Source organism: Idiomarina sp. 017G, assembly GCF_004362265.1.
Classification (GTDB): Bacteria; Pseudomonadota; Gammaproteobacteria; order Enterobacterales; family Alteromonadaceae; genus Idiomarina; species Idiomarina loihiensis.
Genome location: NZ_SNWT01000007.1, coordinates 99,842 through 120,904 on the forward strand (window position 1 = coordinate 99,842; position 21,063 = coordinate 120,904).

The window sequence follows — 21,063 nt, forward strand, 5'->3', positions numbered from 1 at the left end:
CCCTACCCAATTCTGGACAATTTAAGCAGTTTACGAAGATCCGCCAACACGTTTTTACCTTCCGTTATCATTTGCTCTTTGTCCTCATGGGTGGGGTAATACAGCATGACGTTATGCATCGGGTCGATAATAAACAAGGTGTTTTCGGGCAGAGCTGAAAGTTGTTCGATCAGTTCAGGCGTTACCAGCTGGGTAATATGCGGGGCACTATGATTAAAGCCAGCCTGAAGGCTTTCGCTTTGGTGCAACACTACAGGGGTTAGCCTATCGGTGTCTTTGCCAATAGCGACATCGATTTGGTTCATAACGTATAAAGCATTTTCGCAGGTGATTGCACAGTTCTGCGGGGCGATATATCCCACTTGCCAACCTTCTGGTAGCTGTTCGGCTTGTTGTTCTAAGGTAATGGTGGGTTGCAATAAAATGCCTTTATTGGTTCCCGCCTCATACCAGTTTTGAGACAAAAAAAGCCACGCGGCCAAAACGGGGACTATAAAAGCAAGGAAAACAATAATCATGGAACGGCGAGAGCGATTCAGGGAGCTCATCGGGTCTCCTCTTTTTTTGGTTGTTTATTCAGTTTTATAACAGCAAATACAAAAATCACCAAGCACGCAATGGCCAGCGAAAACCACTGAACAGCGTAACCCTGATGTTTTTGCGGCGACATTACCTGGGGTTTCCAGTTACGTTGCCAACCCAGGGTGTCTGGTGATTTCAATAAAAAGGTGTAGTCGGTTAATGGAATGTCGAGTTCTTTACTAATGGCGTTAGGCTGAAACTCTTGTACTCGTATTCGGTCATCAGCTAACTCGGTTTCATAAGTATTACTGACAAATTTGTTGTTCGAGGGAAAGTACAGGTAGCCCGTAAGATTCTGTCTACTCTCGGGAACATTTATTTCGGGCAGTTCTTGCCGGGATGCAGGAGCAGGTACCCAGCCCATATTAACAGGAATGTAATTATTGGGTTTGGCGTCAGGGCGAAACAAGGCAATAACCTGATAGCCGACAATGCCATCGGTCATTTTATTATCGAGAAAAAAGACCGGTTGTTTAACAAATTCGCCTTCCATTTTGGCAAAAAGAAAGCGATCAGACTCAGAAGATATTGTTCCTAGCTGAGACAGTGCCGTTGCATCCCCTTTCGATTGTTGCTGGTCGTAATCGGAAAATAGCTTACGTTTTTCTTCTGCGCGCTCTAGTTGCCAAAAACCTAGCTTGACCAACACCGCAATTGCCAGCAGAGTAACTAACGTAGCGATAAGAGGAAAACGTATGTTGGTCTTTTTTAAAATCATTATTGTACTGCTGCTTGGTTATATGGTGGTGAATCTGTTCCGCGCATTATTCAGTATGCTGCGCAACGACCCGAATAAACCACCCATGTCCCATTATCTGGGGAAACGGGTGGGAGTGGCCGCCGTTATCCTTGTGATACTGATAGCGGCGACGGTTAGTGGCTTTTTACCTTTAAACCCGCGCCCCTATTAGACGGGGCGTTTTTTTAGAGTATGTAAACCACGACGAACAGGCATAACCAAACGACATCAACAAAGTGCCAGTACCAGCTGGTCGCCTGAAAAGCGAAGTGGTTATCTGGTGTAAAATGCCCCTTCAAAACCCTCAGGAACATGATGATAAGCATCACGGTTCCTAAGGTTACGTGCATACCGTGGAACCCGGTGAGCATATAAAAGGTGTTGCCATAAACACCGGAATCAAGCGTTAGATTTAAATCTTGGTAGGCATGCACATACTCAGCGCCTTGCAGATAGAGGAAAATGCAACCCAGAATAATGGTAACGCCCAGCATTGCGGTTAGCTGTTTACGTTTATTTTGTTCCAGGCCTGTGTGAGCAAAGTGACAGGTCACTGAACTGGCCAACAAAATAAGCGTGTTGATAGCCGGCAGACCATACCAACCCATAGCCTGGGTTTCAGTGCCGCCTGGTGTTTTTACCAACGGCCATTGCGCAACAAACTCTGGCCACAGAACCTCATTGGTCATAGCATTGTTACTGTCTCCTCCCAGCCACTGAACGGCAATAACGCGAGCGTAGAAAAGGGCACCAAAAAAAGCAGCAAAGAACATGACTTCGGAGAAAATAAACCAGCTCATACCTTGTTTGTAGGAGTCGCCGAGTTGGTTACTGTATTTACCGCTCATGGATTCGTTGATTTGGTCACGAAACCAACCAAAGAGCATGACGGCTATAACGACTAAGCCAATGGTCAATACAGTACTGCCATAACCATCCTGCTCTTTGCTCATATCAATAACAGTGTGTCCAGCGCCCCAGGCAATTAAGCCTAGCCCAACTGCACCAACAATTGGCCAGGGACTGGAAGCAGGAACATAATAACTTTGTTGTTCTGCCATAACGTCGTTTCCTTATTCTGTTTTTAACAGCTGAGCAATTGCTTCAGCCGACGTATTGGCTGTCATATCGTACAGCGTGTATGACAGGGTAAAGGTCGTAATATGATCGGGAATGTCCGGGTCCAGATAAAACTGCATTGGCATTTCTGTTTCAGCGCCAGCGGCCAGCGGTTGCTGGTTAAAGCAAAAGCATTCTACTTTGTTCAGGTAAAGAGAGGCTTCCGCAGGCGCTACAGATGGAATAGCCTGAGCGATCATGTTTGAGGAAGTCGGGTTTCCTGCTAAAAAATTAACTACTTTAACTTCACCTGGATGAATCTTGACTTGCTTGATCGATGGCTCAAACTTCCACGGAATACCTTTGGCATTGCGTGTCAGGAATTGCACCGTGACCGTGCGTGATTCATCCACTTCAACCTGTTGATAAACCGCTGCTTCGTTACTGGTACGACCGTTAAAGCCGGTCACTTCACAAAATACGTCGTAAAGTGGTACCAGGGCGAAGCCGAATGCGAACATTCCAGCGACTGTCAGTAACAGTCGCTTAACCAGAATGCTGTTGTCGGGACGCTGTTCAGACATGATTTATCACTCCACTTTGGGCGGTTTTTCAAAGGTGTGATAAGGCGCTGGTGACGGAACTGTCCACTCCAGTCCTTCCGCGCCTTCCCAGGGTTTAGCCGCTGCTTTTTCGCCGCCTTTAACGCACTTAATAGCCACCCAAAGGAAAATAAGCTGTGATAGCCCAAAGGCAAAACCACCGATACTTGCTATCTGGTTAATATCAGCAAACTGCGTGGCGTAATCCGGAATACGTCTTGGCATACCGGCAAGTCCTGCAAAGTGCATAGGGAAGAACAGCACGTTTACGGAAATAAGCGATGTCCAGAAGTGAGTTTTCGCCAGCGTACTGTCGTACATATGCCCGGTCCACTTAGGTAGCCAGTAATAAGCCGCTGCCATAATAGAGAAAATGGCACCTGTGACCAAAACATAGTGGAAGTGGGCGACGACGAAGTACGTGTCGTGATACTGGAAGTCAGCGGGAGTTATAGCCAGCATTAAGCCGGAGAAACCACCTATGGTAAACAGGATCACAAACGCCAGCGCAAACAGCATGGGTGTTTCAAAGGTCATGGAGCCGCGCCACATAGTGGCTACCCAGTTAAAGATCTTCACCCCGGTGGGAACCGCAATGAGCATGGTGCAGTACATAAAGAACAGCTCAGCAAACACTGGCATACCGGTGGTGAACATATGGTGAGCCCAGACCAGGAAGGACAGTAAGGCAATGGCCGCCGTGGCATATACCATGGAGGAGTAGCCGAACAATCGTTTGCGGGCAAAGGCCGGGATAATTGCTGAAATGATACCGAAGGACGGTAAAATCATGATGTAAACTTCCGGATGCCCAAAGAACCAGAATATATGCTGGTACATCACTGGGTCACCACCGCCAGCGGCGTCAAAGAAACTCGTACCGAAGTATTTGTCGGTAAGCAACATGGTAACGGCACCCGCCAGTACTGGCATTACGGCAATAAGCAGAAAAGCCGTAATAAACCAGGTCCAGACGAACAATGGCATTTTCATGTAATTCATGCCCGGTGCGCGCATGTTCATAATAGTAACGATGACGTTAATAGCGCCCATAATGGATGAAATACCCATAATGTGTACTGAAAATACGAACAATGCCGTTGAATCCGAGCTGTAAGTTGTGGAAAGCGGTGCGTAAGCTGTCCAGCCAAATGCCGGGCCGCCACCTTCCATAAACAAAGAACCCAGCAAAATCATGAAAGCAAAAGGTAAAATCCAGAAGCTCCAGTTATTCATCCGGGGCAGCGCCATATCTGGTGCGCCAATCATCATGGGGATCATCCAGTTAGCCAAGCCCGTAAAAGCAGGCATAACGGCACCAAAAATCATAACCAGACCATGCACTGTGGTCATTTGGTTAAAAAACTGGGGTTCAACAAGTTGCAATCCGGGTTGGAACAGTTCCGCGCGAATGATCATTGCCATAGCGCCGCCCACCAGGAACATGGTGAAGCTAAACCATAAATACATCGAACCAATATCTTTATGGTTCGTTGTAAATAGCCAGCGACCAATACCAGACGGCTTATGATCGTGGTGTGTATCGTGATGTGTCTCTTCCACTACAGTGCTCATCACCGTCTCCTTATTGATTCATGACTTCGTTAATATCGGCGGCCTGAATCAGGTCTCCGGTATCGTTACCCCAGGCATTACGCTCGTAGGTGATAACTGCGGCTAACTCGCGCATGGAAAGCTGACTTCCAAAGGCTTGCATAGCCGTGCCGGTAACGCCGTTAACAACGGTGTCGATGTGTTTGTCTATGGCTTCAGGATCTACCGCAACGCCTGAACCAGCAAGTGCCGGGAACACGCCGTTTACGCCTTGACCGTTAGCCTGGTGACAAGCTGCACAAGTACTGTTGTATACTTTCTCACCGAGGTCCATGAGTTCGTCTTCTGACATTTCCATAGCAAGCAACTCTTGTTCACGTTCGCGTGCTTTACGTTGCTCTTCTTCTTTCTCGGTAATCCATTTTTCGTACTCGGCGGGCTCCTTCGCTATAACAACGATGGGCATGAAGCCATGGTCTTTGCCACACAACTCGGCACATTGACCACGATAAATTCCGGGCTCATCTACCCTAGTCCAGGTTTCATTAATAAAACCGGGGTTCGCGTCTTTTTTAATGGCGAAGTCAGGAACCCACCAGCTGTGAATAACATCATCTGAGGTAACCAGAAAACGCACTTTCTTATTGGTTGGAATAACTAACGGACGGTCCACTTCCAGCAGGTAGTTTTCGCCTTTCTCAAACTGATTATCAATTTGTTCTTGCTGAGTGGCTAAACGGCTGAAGTATTCGACCTCATTTTCAAAGTATTTGTAGTGCCATTTCCATTGCGATCCGGTGACTTGCACCGTTACATCTGCATCTGAAGTGTCTTCCATGGCAATTAGTGTCGTGGTCGCCGGCACTGCCATACCTGCAAGTATCAGCAGCGGCACTATAGTCCAGGCTATTTCTACTTTGACGTTTTCATGGAAATTGGAGGGGGTTGGGTTCTTCGACTTCCGGTGTCGGATCATCGAAATAAACATGAGACCAAATACAATCACGCCAATCACACAGCAGATGTAGAAGATCGTCATGTGGAGATCGTAAACCCGGTTACTCACTTCAGTGACACCTTGGGTCATATTGAGACGCGACTGAGCAGCAGCCGGTAGACTCGTTAGCGCCAATAGTGCCCACAAAGGCTTCATTTTCACGTGGCTTCTCCTCTTATTCTTCAATGAGACAGCAAAGCAAGTTTTGCTAGCCTGAATTAGAAGAACAAAGAGGTAAGCAGAAAAAGGTACAGCTTCTCCCCAGAAATCGCTTTCTCTACTGACTCTTTGTTGTAGTTATCGTTGTTATATTATTTTTATATTCGGGTACTGCATTTATTAACGAATTTACAACGAAAGATCCAGATCAAATCACACGAACGAACAAAAAATAAGCGGATCTGTTAAAAAAAGGCTGCAAAAGCAGCCTTGGGGAAGAAAACACACTAACAAAGGTGGGGTTAGTGCAGGTGGGATGTCAGTGTGTTTTTATCAAACAGAAAATACTGTGTTTCGCTTAATTTACTGGCCATTTTCGCACGCTGCCAGGTGCGACTGGAAACAGAATCAAGATAACCGATAACCATACTGCTGGTACCAGCGAGTAGAGCTTGCTCCAGCGCCCATTCACAGCGCTCAACTGAGTGGCTGCGTAACCAGCGAATTTGAGACTCAGCAACGCCACAAGCGATAAGCTGTTGAATGACGTTTTTGTCGCCGCCAATAACCGTTATCCACTGGCTGGGTTTTTGCTGTAAAGCCCGCTGTATAACTGGAGAAAGGGTATCAACATCAAATGAATCCGGATTACTTTTCGCATCCATAGGGAAGGGTGATACTGACGTTTCAGCAGTCCACAGACCCGGATGATGTAATTTTTGCTGATATTGAGTTTTCATAAGGTCGCTCCGTTTCTGATCACACCCACCGCAAGCCCTTCAATGGCAAAAACTTGCTCTGCAAGATTGACAGTAATGGTCGAGAAATCGTTATTTTCGGGGTGAAGCAAAATAGTTTTTCCGCGCTGTTCAAAACGCTTTACAGTGACTTCGTCTTCAACTCGTGCAACGACTATTTGTCCGTTACGTGCTTGTTCGGTTTTATGTACAGCCAGTAAGTCACCGTCTAAAATTCCAATGTCTCTCATGCTCATACCGTTTACTTTTAGTAAGAAACTGGCGGCAGGATGAAACAGTGATTCGTCAATTTTGTAATGACCTTCAACATGTTGTTCAGCCAATAAAGGTTCGCCCGCTGCAACCTGGCCTATTAACGGCAGACCATCGGCGATATCGTAGTCATCGCCGACAAGGCGAATGCCGCGAGACATGCCGGGTAGTATTTCAATAACGCCTTTACGGGCCAGCGCTTTCAGGTGCTCCTCTGCGGAGTTGGCAGAGCGAAAACCCAGCTTATGAGCAATTTCGGCACGAGTCGGCGGCATACCGGTTGCGTGCAGATTATCCTTAATAAGCTCAAGAATTTCAGATTGTCTTGGTGTTAACGGGCGCATAATGTACCTGTTTATTTGTACAGTGATACTGTGAGTATATACAGGTAAATTGATTTCGCAAGTAATTTCTTGAACGACATTTTTACACGAAGTTGGTATCCTGTATTTCTGTTTAAAACAGAGGTCTCTATATGAAAGGAATAAGCCGCTTTTTCCCAATTTTTAAATACCCGTTACGCTGGTTAACGCGCTTTCAGGAAATTTGGGATGGTACTGAAGAAGAGCATTCAGCAACTGTTGGCAAGCCAATTGTCTATGTAATGCGTTCAACCTCTAAAGCGGATCTATCCATTTTGCAGCGGGCGGCGCAGAAGCGCGGTTTGCCAGACCCTGTCGACCCTCTTGAGGTTAATGGTAAAACCTATAACCGAATCATGTACCTGGAAGAGCTGGCGAACGAGGTATCTGATCAAACGGTATCCGAATTTCACCAGTTATTAACCCTGCATAAAGACCAGCCGGAGCTGGATGTGCAACTGATACCTGCGGGCGTATTCTGGGGCCGCCAGGCAGGAGAAGAGGCGCATGCCGGTAACACCATGACCGGTGACTTAGATAACCCGGGCCATTGGCGTAAATTCTGGCTGGTAATTTTTTCTGGTCGACAAGTGTTGCTGCGTTTCTCTCGTTCGGTGAGTCTGGGCACTATGGCGCGTGACCACGGCACTGATATGCGTATTGCGCACAAATTAGCGCGGGTAGCGCGTGTTCATTTCGTACGTATGCGCCATGCCGTTGCCGGCCCTAAACTGAGTCAGCGCAAAGAGCTGATGTCAGCACTCATTAATACGCCGGCGTTAAAAAAGGCCGTATCGGATGAAGTCAGAGGCAAAAAGATTAGTGAAGAAGCCGCCCGCAAGCGCGCTTTATCTTATATCGATGAAATAGCCGCTAACTATAATTCAACACTTATCCGGGTGTTAGATCGTTTTATGACCTGGATGTGGAACCGGATTTATAACGGCATTCATGTAAAAGGCGGGGATACAATTAGACGACTGGCGCAACAAGGGCACGAAGTTATCTATGTGCCTTGTCACCGCAGCCATATGGACTACTTGCTGCTCAGCTACGTTATTTATAAAGAAGGCCTTGTACCGCCGCATATCGCGGCTGGCGTGAATCTTAACTTTTTCCCGGTTGGCGGTATTTTCCGCCGTGGCGGTGCGTTCTTTATTCGCCGCAGTTTTCGTGGCAATAAACTGTATTCAGCGGTTTTTCGTGAATATTTGTGCTGGTTGTTCCAAAAAGGCTACCCGGTGGAATACTTCAGTGAAGGCGGCCGCTCCAGAACCGGCCGCTTATTGCCGCCTAAAACCGGTATGCTGGCAATGACCGTGCAGGGCATGTTGCGTGACCAGCAACGGCCAGTGTCACTGGTACCTGTTTACCTTGGTTACGAGCATATTATGGAAGTAGCGACTTACCTGAAAGAGCTTAAAGGTAAGGACAAAGAAAAAGAGTCGGTTTTTCAAATTCTGAAAACCGTTGCCAAGCTGCGCAACTTTGGTCAGGGTTTTGTGACCTTCGGTCAGCCTATTAATTTAAAACACCATTTGGACAAAGTGGCGCCGAACTGGCATGAGTCGGTCACCCGTGGGGCGCAGGAACCGGAACGTCCAGGCTGGTTAAACCCGGTGGTGAGTGGCTTAGCCGAGCAAGTTATGCAGGGCATTAACGATTCCGCGGCGGCTAACAGCGTTAACCTTACCGCATTAGCTTTGCTAAGTTCAGAGCACCATGCGTTGATGAAAGAAGAACTGCTTGCTCAGCTGGACGTTTATTTGGGTGTGCTGCGCGAAGTACCTTACAGCAATATGATGAGCGTGCCGGACGAGACACCGGAAGAGCTTTGGCAGCAAGCTTTGCGTACTGACAAATTTACGGTCAATAGCGATACTATGGGTGAAGTCGTCTCGCTGGAGCACATGACAGCCATAGCCATGACTTACTATCGGAATAATATTCTTCACTTGATGGTGGTTCCCGGCATTGTTGCGTCAATTATCATGGCGAAGAAAAAAGTCAGCGTGGCTGAAATTGCGGCGCGGACACAGGCAATTTATCCGTCGTTAAAAGCTGAACTTTATTTGAGTCATAATGTTGAAGACCTACCGCTCTGGACAGAGGCTCTTGCCGAAGAGTTGGCACGCCAGCAGTTAATTACATTGGAAGATGGCATTTGCACAATTGCACAACGGGAAAGTGCGCAGTGGTATCGGTTACGGCTATTGGCCAACAGTGCCAGTGAAACCTTGCAGCGTTACTGTATTGTGCTTGAGTTGCTGCAACAGGCGCAGCCCATCATGCGCGCGGATCTCGAAAAGCAGTCTATTACCCTGGCCGAACGTTTAAGTTCCATTCACGGCATCGATGCGCCGGAATTTTACGATAAGAAAGTCATGTCGACGCTCATTGCCAGTTTAAAACAGCAAGGTCTGGTAGAAATTAATGACGACGGCCAGCAAATTGCTGCCGAGCCGGTGGGCGAGCTCAGCGATCAGGTCGATGAGCTCATTGACGGTCCTGTGCTACAAACCATTCGTCAGTCGGTTGAGCAGTTCGTTCAGCAGTTGAAAGAGCAGGCCGAACATGAACAAAAAGAAGCACCCAAAGAAGAGCAAAAGCCGACTGAGAGTAATCAGAACCAGTAATGCACGGCTAAGCCAATAGCGAATACCATGCCAATATAATGGTTATGCAGAAAAGCCTGGAAGCACTTTCCGGGCTCTCTGTGTCGTATTAGCCAGTGCTGGTAAGCAAACAACAGAAAAATAGCCGCTAATGCCAGCCACACCCAAAGTTCAACGGTAATTAAGTGCAATACCCAGCCCAATAAGGCCAGAGTCGCGAGTTGCATCAAGCCAATAGCCAAGCGGTCAAAGCGACCAAATAAAATAGCCGTGCTCTGCAGGCCTATTTTCAGGTCATCTTCGCGGTCTGCCATGGCGTATTCGGTATCATAGGCTACGGCCCAGATAACATTAGCCATGAAGAGCAGCCCAGCGATGAACCACTGTTCAGACTCTAAGGCTGTGAACGCCATTAGTATGCCGAAGCTGAAGGCAATGCCCAGCACTATTTGTGGCAAATGCGTCCAGCGTTTACAAAACGGGTAAAGTGCCGCTACGCCGGCGGCGAAAAAGCTGAGCATGACCGTTTCAGTGTTCAGTTGCATAACCAACCCGAAGGCAATGGCTAACAGGGCGATGAAACCTATCATCGCTTCAGTTGCCGATATTCTTCCCGCCGGAATAGGACGCTGGCGCGTGCGGCGTACGTGACCGTCATAATTACGGTCGGCAAAGTCGTTAATAACACAACCGGCAGAGCGCATGACAAAAGTACCGAGCAAAAATATGACGACGATACGCAGGGGCGGCTCGCCAGCTCCGGCTATCATGAGTGCCCAGATGGTCGGCCAGGCAAGTAAATAGGTACCAATGGGTCTGTCTGCGCGCATTAATTGCCAAAAAGCGACTAACCTATGCATACTAACTCCTTTTACAGGATGAACAGTAAAGTGACGACGGCTCCAGGAAAATTTCGCTGACTAACAGCTGCTCACCACTGGTGGAAAACATTCGGCGCCTGCCCAGCAATGAGCGTTTTTGCGCAAACCATTGTTGATTTAGCTGTACCACGGGGTGACCCAAAGTAACTTCAGCTACCTCAATTTGGCCACAGCGCAAATCGCTACGGACGAATAAAGACTCACCCAAAGACTGAGTCCCCAACTTTTGTAAGTTCAGGGTGCCGGCGTTTTCGGCACTGGGTGAAAACAAGCTGCGCGCAAAAACCCAAGGCTTTTCATTACAGTATAGTAGAACTTCGCGAACCACGACGGGTTCTTTACGGTTTAGCCGTTGCTTTTCTTCGGCATGAGGATCCAGTAATTGCTGGCCAAGTAACCTGACGGAAAACTGCTGACCTACTTGCTTCAGACGCTCGGTAAGCGAGCCTTCGTATAGCAGCCAGTCGGCTTGCTCTGTGGTTAATTCAAGTTGCTCCGGCGGTACCCATGGCAGCGGTTCACTTACGGGAAAAGCCGGGGTTGGATAAAACTCTGTTGTCATTTGTGTTGGCGTTATTAAGCTCTGTCGCTATGATAGCAGATAGAACTTAATTGAACAGCAATCGGGCCGGGTAGGGCTATGAAACTTCTGATAACAGTATTTGCCAGTATTTTTCTTTGGTTCAGCAGTGTAACGGTGGCGTCGGCAGACGACGTTTCGTACTACGGCTTTGAGCCTGATATCACCACCAATTACCTGAAAGAGGGAAACGATTACCGGTTGGGTTTCATTCGGGTTGCTATTGAAGTGATGGTGCCGGACCCCAGTTACGTTAGTGTGGTAGAACACCACGCGCCTTTATTGCGTAATGCCTTTGTGTCAATTTTAAGTACCGCGACCGAACGTCAGGTGCGAACCATGACGGGACGCGATCAACTTCGTTTAAAATGTATAGAAAGAGCAAAAGAACTGATGCAGCAGGAAACCGGTAATCCAGTTATCCGCGATGTTCTTTTTACCAAGTACATTTATCAGTGAAGCGGCCGCATTTTAGGGTTTAACCAACGCACTACAAAACCTGCAAAACAGCCGGAAAGCAGCCCGGCCAGATGAGCCTCGTTAGCAACATTTATCCATAGCATGTCGGTGTAGCCAATTACTAACCACAGCAGCATAAAGATAATGAGCCCCGGTGGCAGATACAGCGGCGTTGGGCGATTGAAGCTGTATATCCAGCAGAAACCAAGCAAGCCATAGACCACACCGGACAGCCCACCAAAGTTAGGGCCATTGAAAAGGTACTGAATAACGTTTGCAGTAATACCGCAGAATAACAGCAGAGCCAGTAACCAGGATATACCCAGAGAACGTTCAATACGACCGCCCAGATACCACCACCAGAAAATATTAAATACCAGATGAAGCAGCGTAAAGTGCATCAGTACGGGCGTAATAAAGCGCCAGGGCTGATCGTAGGGAAGCGCCGAAAAATATTGGCTGATCCTCAGTGTCTCCAGTACGGTTTCGGGGTACATTTGCACCATCCCAAACACCAGCAACGCCAGAACCGCGACAATTCGGGTCAGCCAACCGCTTTGCTGCAGCAAACTAAAAGACAGTGATGATGAACCTCGTTCCGAAGTTCGCTTTGCTTGAACGGGCGCAGCGGCTAGCTCTGGGTTATCTTTAAACTGTTGAATCAGTGTTTTAGCGGCAGCTTCATAACTGCTCTGATGTAACCATAATTCCAATTGCTCACCGCGTTCAGTAACGCTGACTGGCATGCCTTGCTGACGTAAATACTGATACAGCTTGTGCATCCAGTCTGAGTCGCGGCTGCTGAGCAATCGTCGCATGGTTTAGTCCCTTTCGGTTTCTTTATGAGAAGTATGTTCAGGAAAAGACATGGACCAGGCCGTATAGCCGCCGTCCATGCTGTGCACATCAGTAAAACCGTTGCCAGCTATGTAATCAGCTGCCCCCTGACTGCTAATGCCATGGTAGCAAACCACAATCACTTTTTGGTTTTTATCAACCGAACTCAGAAACTGCGGCAGGTTGCTGTTATCCAGATGCTGAGAGCCCGGAATGTGGCCCGCAGCAAAGGACTGCGAGTCGCGGATATCAACAAAAACCGCATCGCCATTTTGCCAATGCTCAACGGCGATGGGTAATTCCATTAGCTGATAATTGCTCATCTACGCATTAATCCCAATTTAGTATGACTTTGCCGGACTGGCCTGAAATCATGGTTTCAAAGCCTTTCTCAAAGTCATCAATAGGCATTTCGTGCGTTAAAATAGGCGAAATATCCAGCCCCGACTGCAGCAAGCTGGCCATTTTGTACCAGGTTTCAAACATCTCGCGGCCATAAATGCCTTTAATAACCAAACCTTTAAAAATAACCTGGTTCCAGTCTATAGCGATGTTTTCTGGTGGAATGCCCAGCATGGCAATTTTGCCACCATGGTTCATGGTTTCCAGCATTTGTGAAAACGCAGACGGAACACCGGACATTTCCAGACCCACATCAAAGCCTTCTTTCATGCCCAGCTCGTTCATAACGTCAGAGAGCTTTTCTTTGCTCACGTCCACTGCGCGGGTCACACCCATTTTACGGGCTAAGTCCAGACGGTATTTGTTGACGTCGGTAATAACCACGTGGCGTGCGCCAACGTGACGGGCAACGGCTGCTGCCATAATACCAATAGGGCCAGCGCCGGTAATCAGCACGTCTTCACCTACCAGGTCAAAAGCTAGCGCGGTGTGAACCGCATTACCAAATGGGTCAAATACGGCGGCCATTTCATCAGTAACGTCATCTGGCAGTTTGAAGGCGTTTTCAGCTGGTAGTGCCAGGTATTCTGCAAAAGCTCCCGGACGATTAACACCCACACCATAGGTATTGCGGCACAAGTGACGACGGCCAGCACGGCAGTTACGACAGTGACCACAGGTAATGTGGCCTTCGCCGGAAACACGGTCACCAATTTCAAAGCCGCGAACACCGTCACCCATAGCGGCAACTTCACCCACGTACTCGTGGCCGACTACCATAGGCACCGGAATGGTTTTCTGCGACCAGTCGTCCCATTTATAAATGTGAACATCGGTGCCGCAAATGGCGGTTTTCTTAATTTTAATCAGCAAATCGTTGTAACCGCATTCCGGCTTTTCAACGTCGGTCATCCAAATGCCGGGTTTTGCGTGCAGTTTTGACAAAGCTTTCATTCTTTACTCCTTAAATCACACCCAGCTCTTTACCAATACGGGTAAAGGCTTCAATGGTACGATCCAGTTGTTCACGTGTGTGGGCCGCAGACATCTGCGTGCGGATACGGGCTTTGCCTTTAGGAACGACAGGGAAGGAAAAGCCGATCACATAAATATCTTCTTCTAACAGTCGGTCTGACATTTCAGAGGCCAGTTTGGCATCGCCGACCATCACCGGAATAATGGCGTGATCTGCGCCACTTAAGGTGAAGCCTGCGTTCGTCATTTGTTCACGGAAGTAGCTGGCGTTTTCCCAAAGTTGACTGCGCAACTTGCCGCCTTCTGCCAGCATATCCAGTACACGAATAGAAGCCTGCACAATGGCCGGTGCTACTGAGTTAGAGAACAGGTAAGGGCGTGAACGCTGGCGTAACCAGTCAATAACTTCTTTTTTACCTGAAGTGTAACCACCAGAAGCACCACCCAGCGCTTTACCCAAGGTACCGGTGATAATATCAACACGGCCAATAACGTCGCAGTATTCGTGCGTGCCTTTACCGTTTTCGCCTAAGAAACCAGTAGCGTGGCAGTCATCCATCATGACCAGCGCGCCATATTTGTCGGCCAGGTCGCAAATACCTTTTAAGTTGGCAATAACGCCGTCCATTGAGAACACACCGTCGGTTGCTATTAATTTGTGGCGTGCGCCGTCTGCGTCAGCTTGCTTCAGCTGTGCTTCTAAGTCTTCCAGATTGTTGTTTTTGTAGCGGAAGCGTTTCGCTTTACTCAAGCGAATACCGTCAATAATGCTGGCGTGGTTGAGCTCGTCACTAATAATAGCGTCTTCGGGGCCCATTAGGGTTTCGAACAAACCGCCGTTGGCGTCAAAACATGACGAATACAAAATGGTGTCTTCTGTTCCTAAAAACTCGCTCAGTTTTTGTTCCAGCGTTTTGTGAATATCCTGAGTACCACAAATAAAACGCACTGAAGCCGTACCAAAACCGTGTTCGTCCAGGCCTTGTTTAGCGGCTTTAATTAAGTCCGGGTGGTTGGCCAGACCCAGATAGTTGTTAGCGCAGAAGTTGAGTACCTTGCGGTTATTCACCGTAATTTCAGAGCTTTGATCCGAACTGATAATACGTTCTTTCTTGTACAGGCCTTCGGCTTTGGTTTCGGCCAGTTGGTCGGCCAGTTGCTGATAAAAGGCTGAGCTCATTTTTTACTCCACTATTTGAAAACGTAAGTTACCCTCTAGTTTACTGATGTTAGTCGCAACTCGCATCCTTAATTTGAATATCGGGCTTTTGTTTAGTGTGCACTTGCGTGTACTCTTTAGGCCAAATGAAAAGCGTGCAAATAAAGTGCTTGCACAAATAACGGTTTAGGAGACTCTATGCACCGTCGAGCAATTTATCCGGGAACCTTTGATCCTATTACAAATGGCCACGCCGACTTAATTGAACGGGCCGCCAACTTGTTTAGTGAAATTGTTGTGGGTATTGCAGAAAGCCCCAGTAAAAAGCCGCTGTTTAGTCTGGAAGAGCGGGTTTTGCTGGCGCAGCAAGTGACTGAAAACCTCGATAATGTCACTGTCGTTGGCTTTTCCGGACTGTTGGTGAACTTTGCCAAAGAGTACGAAGCAACAGTGCTTATTCGCGGGTTACGCGCGGTGTCTGATTTTGAATACGAATTTCAGCTAGCCAATATGAACCGACGTCTGGCGCCGAATCTGGAAAGCGTGTTTCTGACGCCAGCAGAGGAAAATTCGTTTATTTCTTCTTCTTTAGTAAAAGAGGTGGCGCTGCATGGCGGCGACGTTTCCGGTTTTACTGACGCCCGGGTGGCGTCAGCACTGAAGCAGAAGTTTTCCGGTAAGCGTCCGGGTAAAAGTTAACCCGGCTTAGCTAAAGGCTACGTGATAAAACACGATGCTCATTAGTACCGGACATAAATAGCGGATATGCCAGCGTAACAAGGTTAAGCCGACACTACCCGCAGCAATAGCTTTCAGGTGATTGCTGCGGTGCCATAACCAGCCCACCACCAGCAAATAGAATAAGCCTGAAAGCGGCAGCTGGAACTGTGTGACTGCCGTAACAACCCAGCCAAACAGCGGTTCAAAGAACAGTATTAGCAGCAGCGAAAACACCGCAATAACGCTCAGTGACAGGGCGGTTGCTACTGGCCGTTTCAGTTTGCGCTCTTCTATGCAGTAAGACACCGGTACTTCGGCCTGAGCAATGGTCGAGGTTAGAGCGGCAATACTCAGCAACATGAAAAATGCAAAAGCCACAAAAGGTCCGGCAATGCCCATACTATTGAATAGCTCTGGCAGTACCGCAAAAATGAGCTGGCCTTCGCCAATGAGTTTAGAGCCGTCGCCAACATTAACGCCCAGATGAATACCTGCGTACAGAGCTGGAATAATTAACAGCCCCGCCAGGAACGCGATAAAAGTATCCAGCGCGGCAACTGATAAGCTTAAACGACCTAAGTTAGCGCCCGGTTTCAGGTAGGAGCCGTATATCATCATGCCGCCCAAACCAATAGAGAGCGAGAAGAACGCCTGACCCATAGCCGCCACTAAAATGCTGGTGTCGGTCATGAGGCTGAAGTCGGGGACAAGATATTTCTTCAGGCCTTCGTCGGCGCCGGGTAAGGTCAGCATGTAGGCAATTAACGCCACCAGCAAAACGACTAAGGTAGGCATCAGGCGCTTGGACCAGCGTTCTATGCCCTTTTCCACACCCTGAAAAACCACGTAAGCGGTGGCGAGTAAAAATACAGCGGTGAAAATTAAGTCGCGGGTTAGTGAGCTGTTCAGCAAAAATTCGGCAGCAGGTTCAACACCAAAGCCTCGAGCCAGAAAGCCTAAGGCGTGAACTAGCATCCAGCCGGCAACTACGTGGTAAAAGCTGAGCATTAAGCAGGAGCCCAGCACATTAAGGTAACCCATTAAGCGGCCAATAGGGCGGGCGCGTCCTTCGGACAGCTGCGTTAAGGAGCGAACCGGGTTCGCCTGTGCACTATGGCCTATCAGCATTTCGCTGTACAAAGCGGGTATGGCAAGTATAAAGATTACGCAAAGATACACCAGCAGGAAGGCGCCGCCGCCGTGGTTCGCAACCTGAGTCGGAAAGCCCCAAATATTCCCCAGGCCAACGGCAGAGCCCGCGGCTGCTAATATAAAGCCAATTCGGCTGTGAAAGGAGTCACGCATAAATGATCAGAAGCCCACTGCTGCATACAAAAGTCAGGCGGGCATTCTAACGAACTGGCAAAATTTTGCTCTATCTTTTTTTACACAATCAGGTTAATATTCGCGCCCTGAAAATGAGCCAGTAACCAAACTGTAAAACAGGATTTTTTACGCTGTGTTGCTGCTGTTAACGTTAACGAACGACCGTAATCTCAGGAGCCTTACGTCATGCCTAATCTGGATCTGAGCCGCTACGGCATCACAGATGTCGAAGAAATTGTCCATAATCCGTCCTACGACCTGCTATTCGAAGAGGAAACTCGCGACGACCTGCAAGGTTATGAAAAAGGAACGGTAACGGACCTGGGTGCGGTTGCTGTCGATACCGGAATTTTCACCGGACGTTCCCCTAAAGACAAATACATTGTCCGCGATGACACAACTCGCGATACCGTCTGGTGGGCTGACCAAGGCAAAAACGACAACAAACCACTGTCGACCGAAACCTGGAATGAACTGAAAGGTTTGGTCACTGAGCAGTTGTCGCACAAACGTTTGTTTGTAGTGGATACCTATTGCGGTGCTAACGAAGACACTCGTCTTGCTGTTCGCTTCATTACCGAAGTGGCATGGCAGGCGCATTTCGTAAAAAACATGTTCATTCGCCCAAGCGAAGCAGAGCTGGAGAACTTTGAGCCAGACTTCGTTGTTATGAATGGTGCCAAGTGCATTAATCCTAAGTGGCAGGAACAGGAACTGAATTCAGAAAACTTTGTGGCGTTTAACTTAACTGAAAAAATTCAGCTAATTGGCGGCACCTGGTACGGCGGCGAAATGAAAAAAGGTATGTTCTCAATGATGAACTACTTCCTGCCGCTAAAAGGCATTGCTTCTATGCATTGCTCTGCCAACGTTGGTAAAGAAGGCGACGTGGCTGTTTTCTTCGGCTTGTCAGGCACAGGTAAAACCACCCTGTCGACTGACCCGAAACGCGCACTCATTGGTGACGACGAACACGGTTGGGATGACGACGGCGTATTCAACTTTGAAGGTGGCTGCTACGCAAAAACCATCAACTTGTCGAAAGAAGCGGAACCTGACATATACAACGCGATTCGCCGTGACGCACTATTAGAAAACGTTGCTGTCGATGACAACGGAATCGTTGATTTTGACGACAACTCGAAAACTGAAAACACTCGCGTGTCTTACCCCATTTATCACATTGAAAACATTGTGAAGCCGGTGTCTAAAGCGGGTCACGCAAAGAAAGTTATTTTCCTGACAGCCGATGCCTTTGGCGTATTGCCTCCGGTTTCTAAGCTGACTAAAGAACAGGCGCAGTATCATTTCTTGTCCGGCTTTACTGCTAAATTAGCCGGTACTGAGCGTGGTGTAACCGAACCTACACCTACTTTCTCCAGCTGTTTTGGCGCGGCGTTCTTAAGCCTTCACCCAACGCAGTACGCGGAAGTATTAGTGAAGCGTATGGAAGCGGCTGGCGCAGAAGCCTACCTGGTTAACACTGGCTGGAACGGTACCGGCAAGCGCATTTCTATTAAAGCGACTCGCGCTATTATTGACGCCATTTTAGATGGTTCAATTGAAGATGCTGAATTTGTGCAGTTGCCTCACTTTAACCTGGCTATGCCAACTGAGCTGGCCGGCGTTGAAGACAGTAGCATTCTGGACCCACGTAAAACATACGAAGATGACGGTGAGTGGGACGTTCGCGCCAAAGACTTAGCCGAACGTTTTGTCGCAAACTTTGAGAAATTTACTGATACCGATAACGGTAAAGCGCTGGTTGCCGCAGGCCCTCAGCTGTAAATTCATAGTTTGAAACAAATTAAAGGGCTCGTAACACTTGTTACGGGCCCTTTGTCTTTCTAAGATAGGCGCTTCTTAAGCAAATAACAGAAAAATAACATGCGCCTTTCAGTTAATAATGTCACTAAGCGTTACCGCACCGTAACGGCGGTAGACGCTATCTCCCTCGATATTCAGCCCGGCAAGATTCAGGCGTTACTCGGTCCTAACGGCGCCGGTAAGTCGTCCCTGGTTCGTATGCTGGTCGGCCTGACCCAACCCGACGAAGGTGAGATCCTCGTTGAGAATAACGGCGAGAGTATAGAGCTGACCTATCACGACTTCGCTTATCTGCCTGAAGACCGCGGTTTGTATCAGGACCGAACCATACTGGATAACCTGAATTATATTGCCAGTTTGCGCGGGTTGAAGCTGAGCGATATACGCAGCGATATTGATAATTGGCTGGAGCGGTTCGAACTGACTGATCGCAAAGATGAGCCCTTGCGTCAGATGTCTAAGGGAAACCAGCAAAAAGTACAACTTATTGCCACGCTGCTGCACGACCCTCAACTGGTTATTCTGGATGAACCCTTTTCGGGATTGGACCCGGTAAACCAGGAGCACGTGCTGACGGTATTGAACGAACTGCGTGAACGGGGCAAGACTGTGGTACTAAGTGCACACCAAATGGAGCTGGTTGAACGCTTAGCCGACACCATGTTGCTCATGAATAAAGGACGGGCGGTAGCTCAGGGCAGCTTGCAGGAAATTCGCAATACCTTGCTGCCTAAGCCGGTTTACCGGGTAACAACCAATGCTCAGCTTGCGTTGGATAGCTGGCAGGGCGTTGAGCAAATAGAGTCCATGCGCAAGGTGAGTGAAGAACAAGTGGAGATAACTTTTCGCACCGATGCCGGTATAGACGAGTTGTGGCCACAATTGGCACAGCAGGTATCGATTAAAGCCTTTGCGCCGATTCAGCCCGGGTTACATGATTTATATCTGGATACGATTCGTCGGCAAGCGAGTGATGAGAGAAGCAGCGAGGAGGCGCAGTCATGAAACAGACGAATCCGGGTTATTTTAAGCAGTTGAAAGCCATTTCATGGTGGGAGTTTAAGCGCTTCTTTAAGTGGAAGCAGGAACTTCTGTCTATTGTCATTTTGGTCGGCATTTTTGCCGTGAGCACTGGCTGGGGCGCAATAGCCCAACTTTTGTCAGATGAATATCACGGAGCTATTTTCTATGAACAAGGAAAGCCACAGGCTTGGGAGTTTGAGGCCCCAAAAGACTTAAACCTTCGCAGCGCCGGTACTATGGAAGTGGAAAATTGGAAAGCACAATTACCGGAAGACCTGGATACATTAATTGTCATAACACCGGAATTAATCGCAAAAGTCTGGGTTAAGAAGTCTCAGACCTGGCAACAGGAATTGCGCCGCGAATTACAGGATCAACTGCAGGATCTGCGCATTCAGCAGTTACCACTGTCACCGGAAGAAAAAGCGGTTATTGATGAAAAGCCGGAAATTGCGTTTTCTATTGAAGAAAGCGAAGAAGCTTCCATTGACGATGCTAACGACGGTTCAGCCAGTATGCTACTGGTGATAATAATGGTTGGGGTTTTTACTGGCTTCGGTTTGATGATGATGTCCATAACCGCCGAGAAACAACAGCGTGTAACCGAGCAGTTGCTGACTATCGTGACACCGACTCAGTGGATGGATGGCAAAATTATTGGTATTACCTTGCACAGCCTTAAATCAATGCTCTTTATCGGCTTAATGATTTTGGGCGTAAGCCTGGTCGTTGCGGCACTGTCCGATAAGAGCGGTTCAGGTCTGGACTGGGGTATTGGCACAGGTCTGTTGAGTCTTATCTTTGTTTTATTGGGCACGGTCTTAATTAACGCCTTACTAGCGGGTTTTTCCGCAACCATCGATGACCCTAACCACTCGTCCCGCAGTACGGTGATGCTTGTACCCATGTTGCCAATATTTCTGAGCTTTAGTGTGGTAAGTGAACCTGACTCGACCTTAGCTACCGTAATGAGCATTCTGCCGATTAGCTCCTTTGCCATGATGCCGGCGCGTTTGTTGCAAACTGATGTCGCGGTATGGGAATGGCTGCTGAGCCTGGTATTACTGGCGGCTTTTGTATACTGGATGCGCAATGTGGCGGGCAGATTATTCGCTATGGGTATTCAGTATTACGGAAAAGAACCGGGCTGGAAGGAAATTTGGCAGGCCGTTTCTGGTAAATAACAAAGTTTCAG

The 21,063-nt window shown here is 48.2% G+C and carries 22 protein-coding genes; 7 read left to right on the forward strand and 15 right to left on the reverse strand.

Annotated features, from left to right (window positions below; genetic code table 11):
• Window positions 1-2 precede the first annotated feature (2 nt).
• On the reverse strand, window positions 3-548 hold the full coding sequence (locus tag DEU30_RS10055; RefSeq protein WP_011233517.1) for a hypothetical protein: 546 nt from the start codon (window positions 546-548) through the stop codon (window positions 3-5).
• Window positions 545-1,300, reverse strand: coding sequence for an SURF1 family protein (locus DEU30_RS10060; RefSeq protein WP_114982111.1), 756 nt, complete (start codon window positions 1,298-1,300; stop codon window positions 545-547). Before DEU30_RS10060 ends, DEU30_RS10055 begins: the two co-directional genes overlap by 4 nt.
• Here DEU30_RS10060 and DEU30_RS10065 point away from each other — a divergent pair.
• Window positions 1,278-1,493, forward strand: coding sequence for a DUF2909 domain-containing protein (locus DEU30_RS10065; RefSeq protein ID WP_016341259.1), 216 nt, complete (start codon window positions 1,278-1,280; stop codon window positions 1,491-1,493). The genes DEU30_RS10060 and DEU30_RS10065 overlap by 23 nt on opposite strands.
• A gap of 13 nt (window positions 1,494-1,506) precedes the next feature.
• Here DEU30_RS10065 and DEU30_RS10070 read toward each other — a convergent pair whose 3' ends face one another.
• The 6 genes from DEU30_RS10070 to lexA all read right to left on the reverse strand — a co-directional run bounded on the left by DEU30_RS10070 (window position 1,507) and on the right by lexA (window position 7,046).
• Window positions 1,507-2,382, reverse strand: a complete 876-nt coding sequence (locus DEU30_RS10070) for a cytochrome c oxidase subunit 3 (protein ID WP_011233519.1) — start codon at window positions 2,380-2,382, stop codon at window positions 1,507-1,509.
• Window positions 2,383-2,394: 12 nt separating this feature from the next.
• A complete protein-coding gene (locus DEU30_RS10075) occupies window positions 2,395-2,964 on the reverse strand; it encodes a cytochrome c oxidase assembly protein (protein WP_011233520.1) in 570 nt (189 codons plus the stop codon).
• A 6-nt stretch (window positions 2,965-2,970) separates the two neighbouring features.
• On the reverse strand, window positions 2,971-4,557 hold the full coding sequence (gene ctaD, locus DEU30_RS10080; RefSeq protein ID WP_110013040.1) for a cytochrome c oxidase subunit I: 1,587 nt from the start codon (window positions 4,555-4,557) through the stop codon (window positions 2,971-2,973).
• Window positions 4,558-4,567: 10 nt separating this feature from the next.
• Window positions 4,568-5,689: a cytochrome c oxidase subunit II gene (coxB, locus tag DEU30_RS10085; RefSeq protein WP_110013073.1), complete on the reverse strand. Its 1,122-nt coding sequence runs from the start codon at window positions 5,687-5,689 to the stop codon at window positions 4,568-4,570.
• Window positions 5,690-5,994: 305 nt separating this feature from the next.
• A complete protein-coding gene (locus DEU30_RS10090; protein WP_110013041.1) occupies window positions 5,995-6,432 on the reverse strand; it encodes an SOS-response cell division inhibitor in 438 nt (145 codons plus the stop codon).
• Window positions 6,429-7,046 (reverse strand): transcriptional repressor LexA, encoded by a 618-nt coding sequence (lexA, locus tag DEU30_RS10095; RefSeq protein WP_110013042.1) that lies wholly within the window; start codon window positions 7,044-7,046, stop codon window positions 6,429-6,431. The genes DEU30_RS10090 and lexA overlap by 4 nt, the downstream gene beginning before the upstream one ends.
• Before the next feature lie 131 nt (window positions 7,047-7,177).
• On the opposite strand from lexA, the gene plsB reads away from it, so the two are divergent.
• Window positions 7,178-9,700: a glycerol-3-phosphate 1-O-acyltransferase PlsB gene (gene plsB / locus DEU30_RS10100; protein WP_110013043.1), complete on the forward strand. Its 2,523-nt coding sequence runs from the start codon at window positions 7,178-7,180 to the stop codon at window positions 9,698-9,700.
• Here plsB and ubiA read toward each other — a convergent pair.
• Together ubiA and DEU30_RS10110 are read right to left on the reverse strand one after the other, a co-directional pair.
• Window positions 9,688-10,539, reverse strand: coding sequence for a 4-hydroxybenzoate octaprenyltransferase (gene ubiA, locus DEU30_RS10105; RefSeq protein WP_114982110.1), 852 nt, complete (start codon window positions 10,537-10,539; stop codon window positions 9,688-9,690). The genes plsB and ubiA overlap by 13 nt on opposite strands.
• Window position 10,540: 1 nt before the next feature.
• Window positions 10,541-11,122: a chorismate lyase gene (locus DEU30_RS10110; protein WP_114982109.1), complete on the reverse strand. Its 582-nt coding sequence runs from the start codon at window positions 11,120-11,122 to the stop codon at window positions 10,541-10,543.
• 78 nt (window positions 11,123-11,200) lie between these two features.
• On the opposite strand from DEU30_RS10110, the gene DEU30_RS10115 reads away from it, so the two are divergent.
• Window positions 11,201-11,599 carry a flagellar basal body-associated protein FliL gene (locus tag DEU30_RS10115; RefSeq protein ID WP_110013046.1) on the forward strand — a complete coding sequence of 133 codons (399 nt, stop codon included), beginning with the start codon at window positions 11,201-11,203 and terminating at the stop codon, window positions 11,597-11,599.
• Here DEU30_RS10115 and DEU30_RS10120 read toward each other — a convergent pair.
• The 4 genes from DEU30_RS10120 to DEU30_RS10135 are packed head-to-tail and all read right to left on the reverse strand — an operon-like array spanning window position 11,593 to window position 14,993.
• The gene (locus DEU30_RS10120) at window positions 11,593-12,417 is read right to left on the reverse strand and encodes a rhomboid family intramembrane serine protease (RefSeq protein ID WP_110013047.1); all 825 of its coding nucleotides are present in this window, start codon (window positions 12,415-12,417) and stop codon (window positions 11,593-11,595) included. The genes DEU30_RS10115 and DEU30_RS10120 overlap by 7 nt on opposite strands.
• 3 nt (window positions 12,418-12,420) lie before the next feature.
• Entirely contained in the window at window positions 12,421-12,759 is a 339-nt protein-coding gene (glpE, locus tag DEU30_RS10125) for a thiosulfate sulfurtransferase GlpE (RefSeq protein ID WP_114982108.1), read from the reverse strand.
• A gap of 7 nt (window positions 12,760-12,766) precedes the next feature.
• Entirely contained in the window at window positions 12,767-13,792 is a 1,026-nt protein-coding gene (gene tdh / locus DEU30_RS10130; RefSeq protein WP_114982107.1) for an L-threonine 3-dehydrogenase, read from the reverse strand.
• Between the two features lie 10 nt (window positions 13,793-13,802).
• A complete protein-coding gene (locus DEU30_RS10135) occupies window positions 13,803-14,993 on the reverse strand; it encodes a glycine C-acetyltransferase (RefSeq protein WP_114982106.1) in 1,191 nt (396 codons plus the stop codon).
• Between the two features lie 177 nt (window positions 14,994-15,170).
• Here DEU30_RS10135 and coaD point away from each other — a divergent pair, with 177 nt between their 5' ends.
• Window positions 15,171-15,671 carry a pantetheine-phosphate adenylyltransferase gene (coaD, locus tag DEU30_RS10140; RefSeq protein WP_114982105.1) on the forward strand — a complete coding sequence of 167 codons (501 nt, stop codon included), beginning with the start codon at window positions 15,171-15,173 and terminating at the stop codon, window positions 15,669-15,671.
• 6 nt (window positions 15,672-15,677) lie between these two features.
• Here coaD and DEU30_RS10145 read toward each other — a convergent pair whose 3' ends face one another.
• Window positions 15,678-16,997: a sodium-dependent transporter gene (locus tag DEU30_RS10145; protein WP_114982104.1), complete on the reverse strand. Its 1,320-nt coding sequence runs from the start codon at window positions 16,995-16,997 to the stop codon at window positions 15,678-15,680.
• 207 nt (window positions 16,998-17,204) lie between these two features.
• Between DEU30_RS10145 and pckA the strand changes: the two genes are divergently transcribed.
• From pckA to DEU30_RS10160, 3 genes are all read left to right on the forward strand, one after another.
• Window positions 17,205-18,806, forward strand: a complete 1,602-nt coding sequence (gene pckA, locus DEU30_RS10150; protein ID WP_110013050.1) for a phosphoenolpyruvate carboxykinase (ATP) — start codon at window positions 17,205-17,207, stop codon at window positions 18,804-18,806.
• Between the two features lie 99 nt (window positions 18,807-18,905).
• Window positions 18,906-19,850: an ATP-binding cassette domain-containing protein gene (locus DEU30_RS10155; RefSeq protein WP_114982103.1), complete on the forward strand. Its 945-nt coding sequence runs from the start codon at window positions 18,906-18,908 to the stop codon at window positions 19,848-19,850.
• The gene (locus DEU30_RS10160) at window positions 19,847-21,052 is read left to right on the forward strand and encodes an ABC transporter permease (protein ID WP_114982102.1); all 1,206 of its coding nucleotides are present in this window, start codon (window positions 19,847-19,849) and stop codon (window positions 21,050-21,052) included. The genes DEU30_RS10155 and DEU30_RS10160 overlap by 4 nt, the downstream gene beginning before the upstream one ends.
• Window positions 21,053-21,063 lie beyond the last annotated feature (11 nt).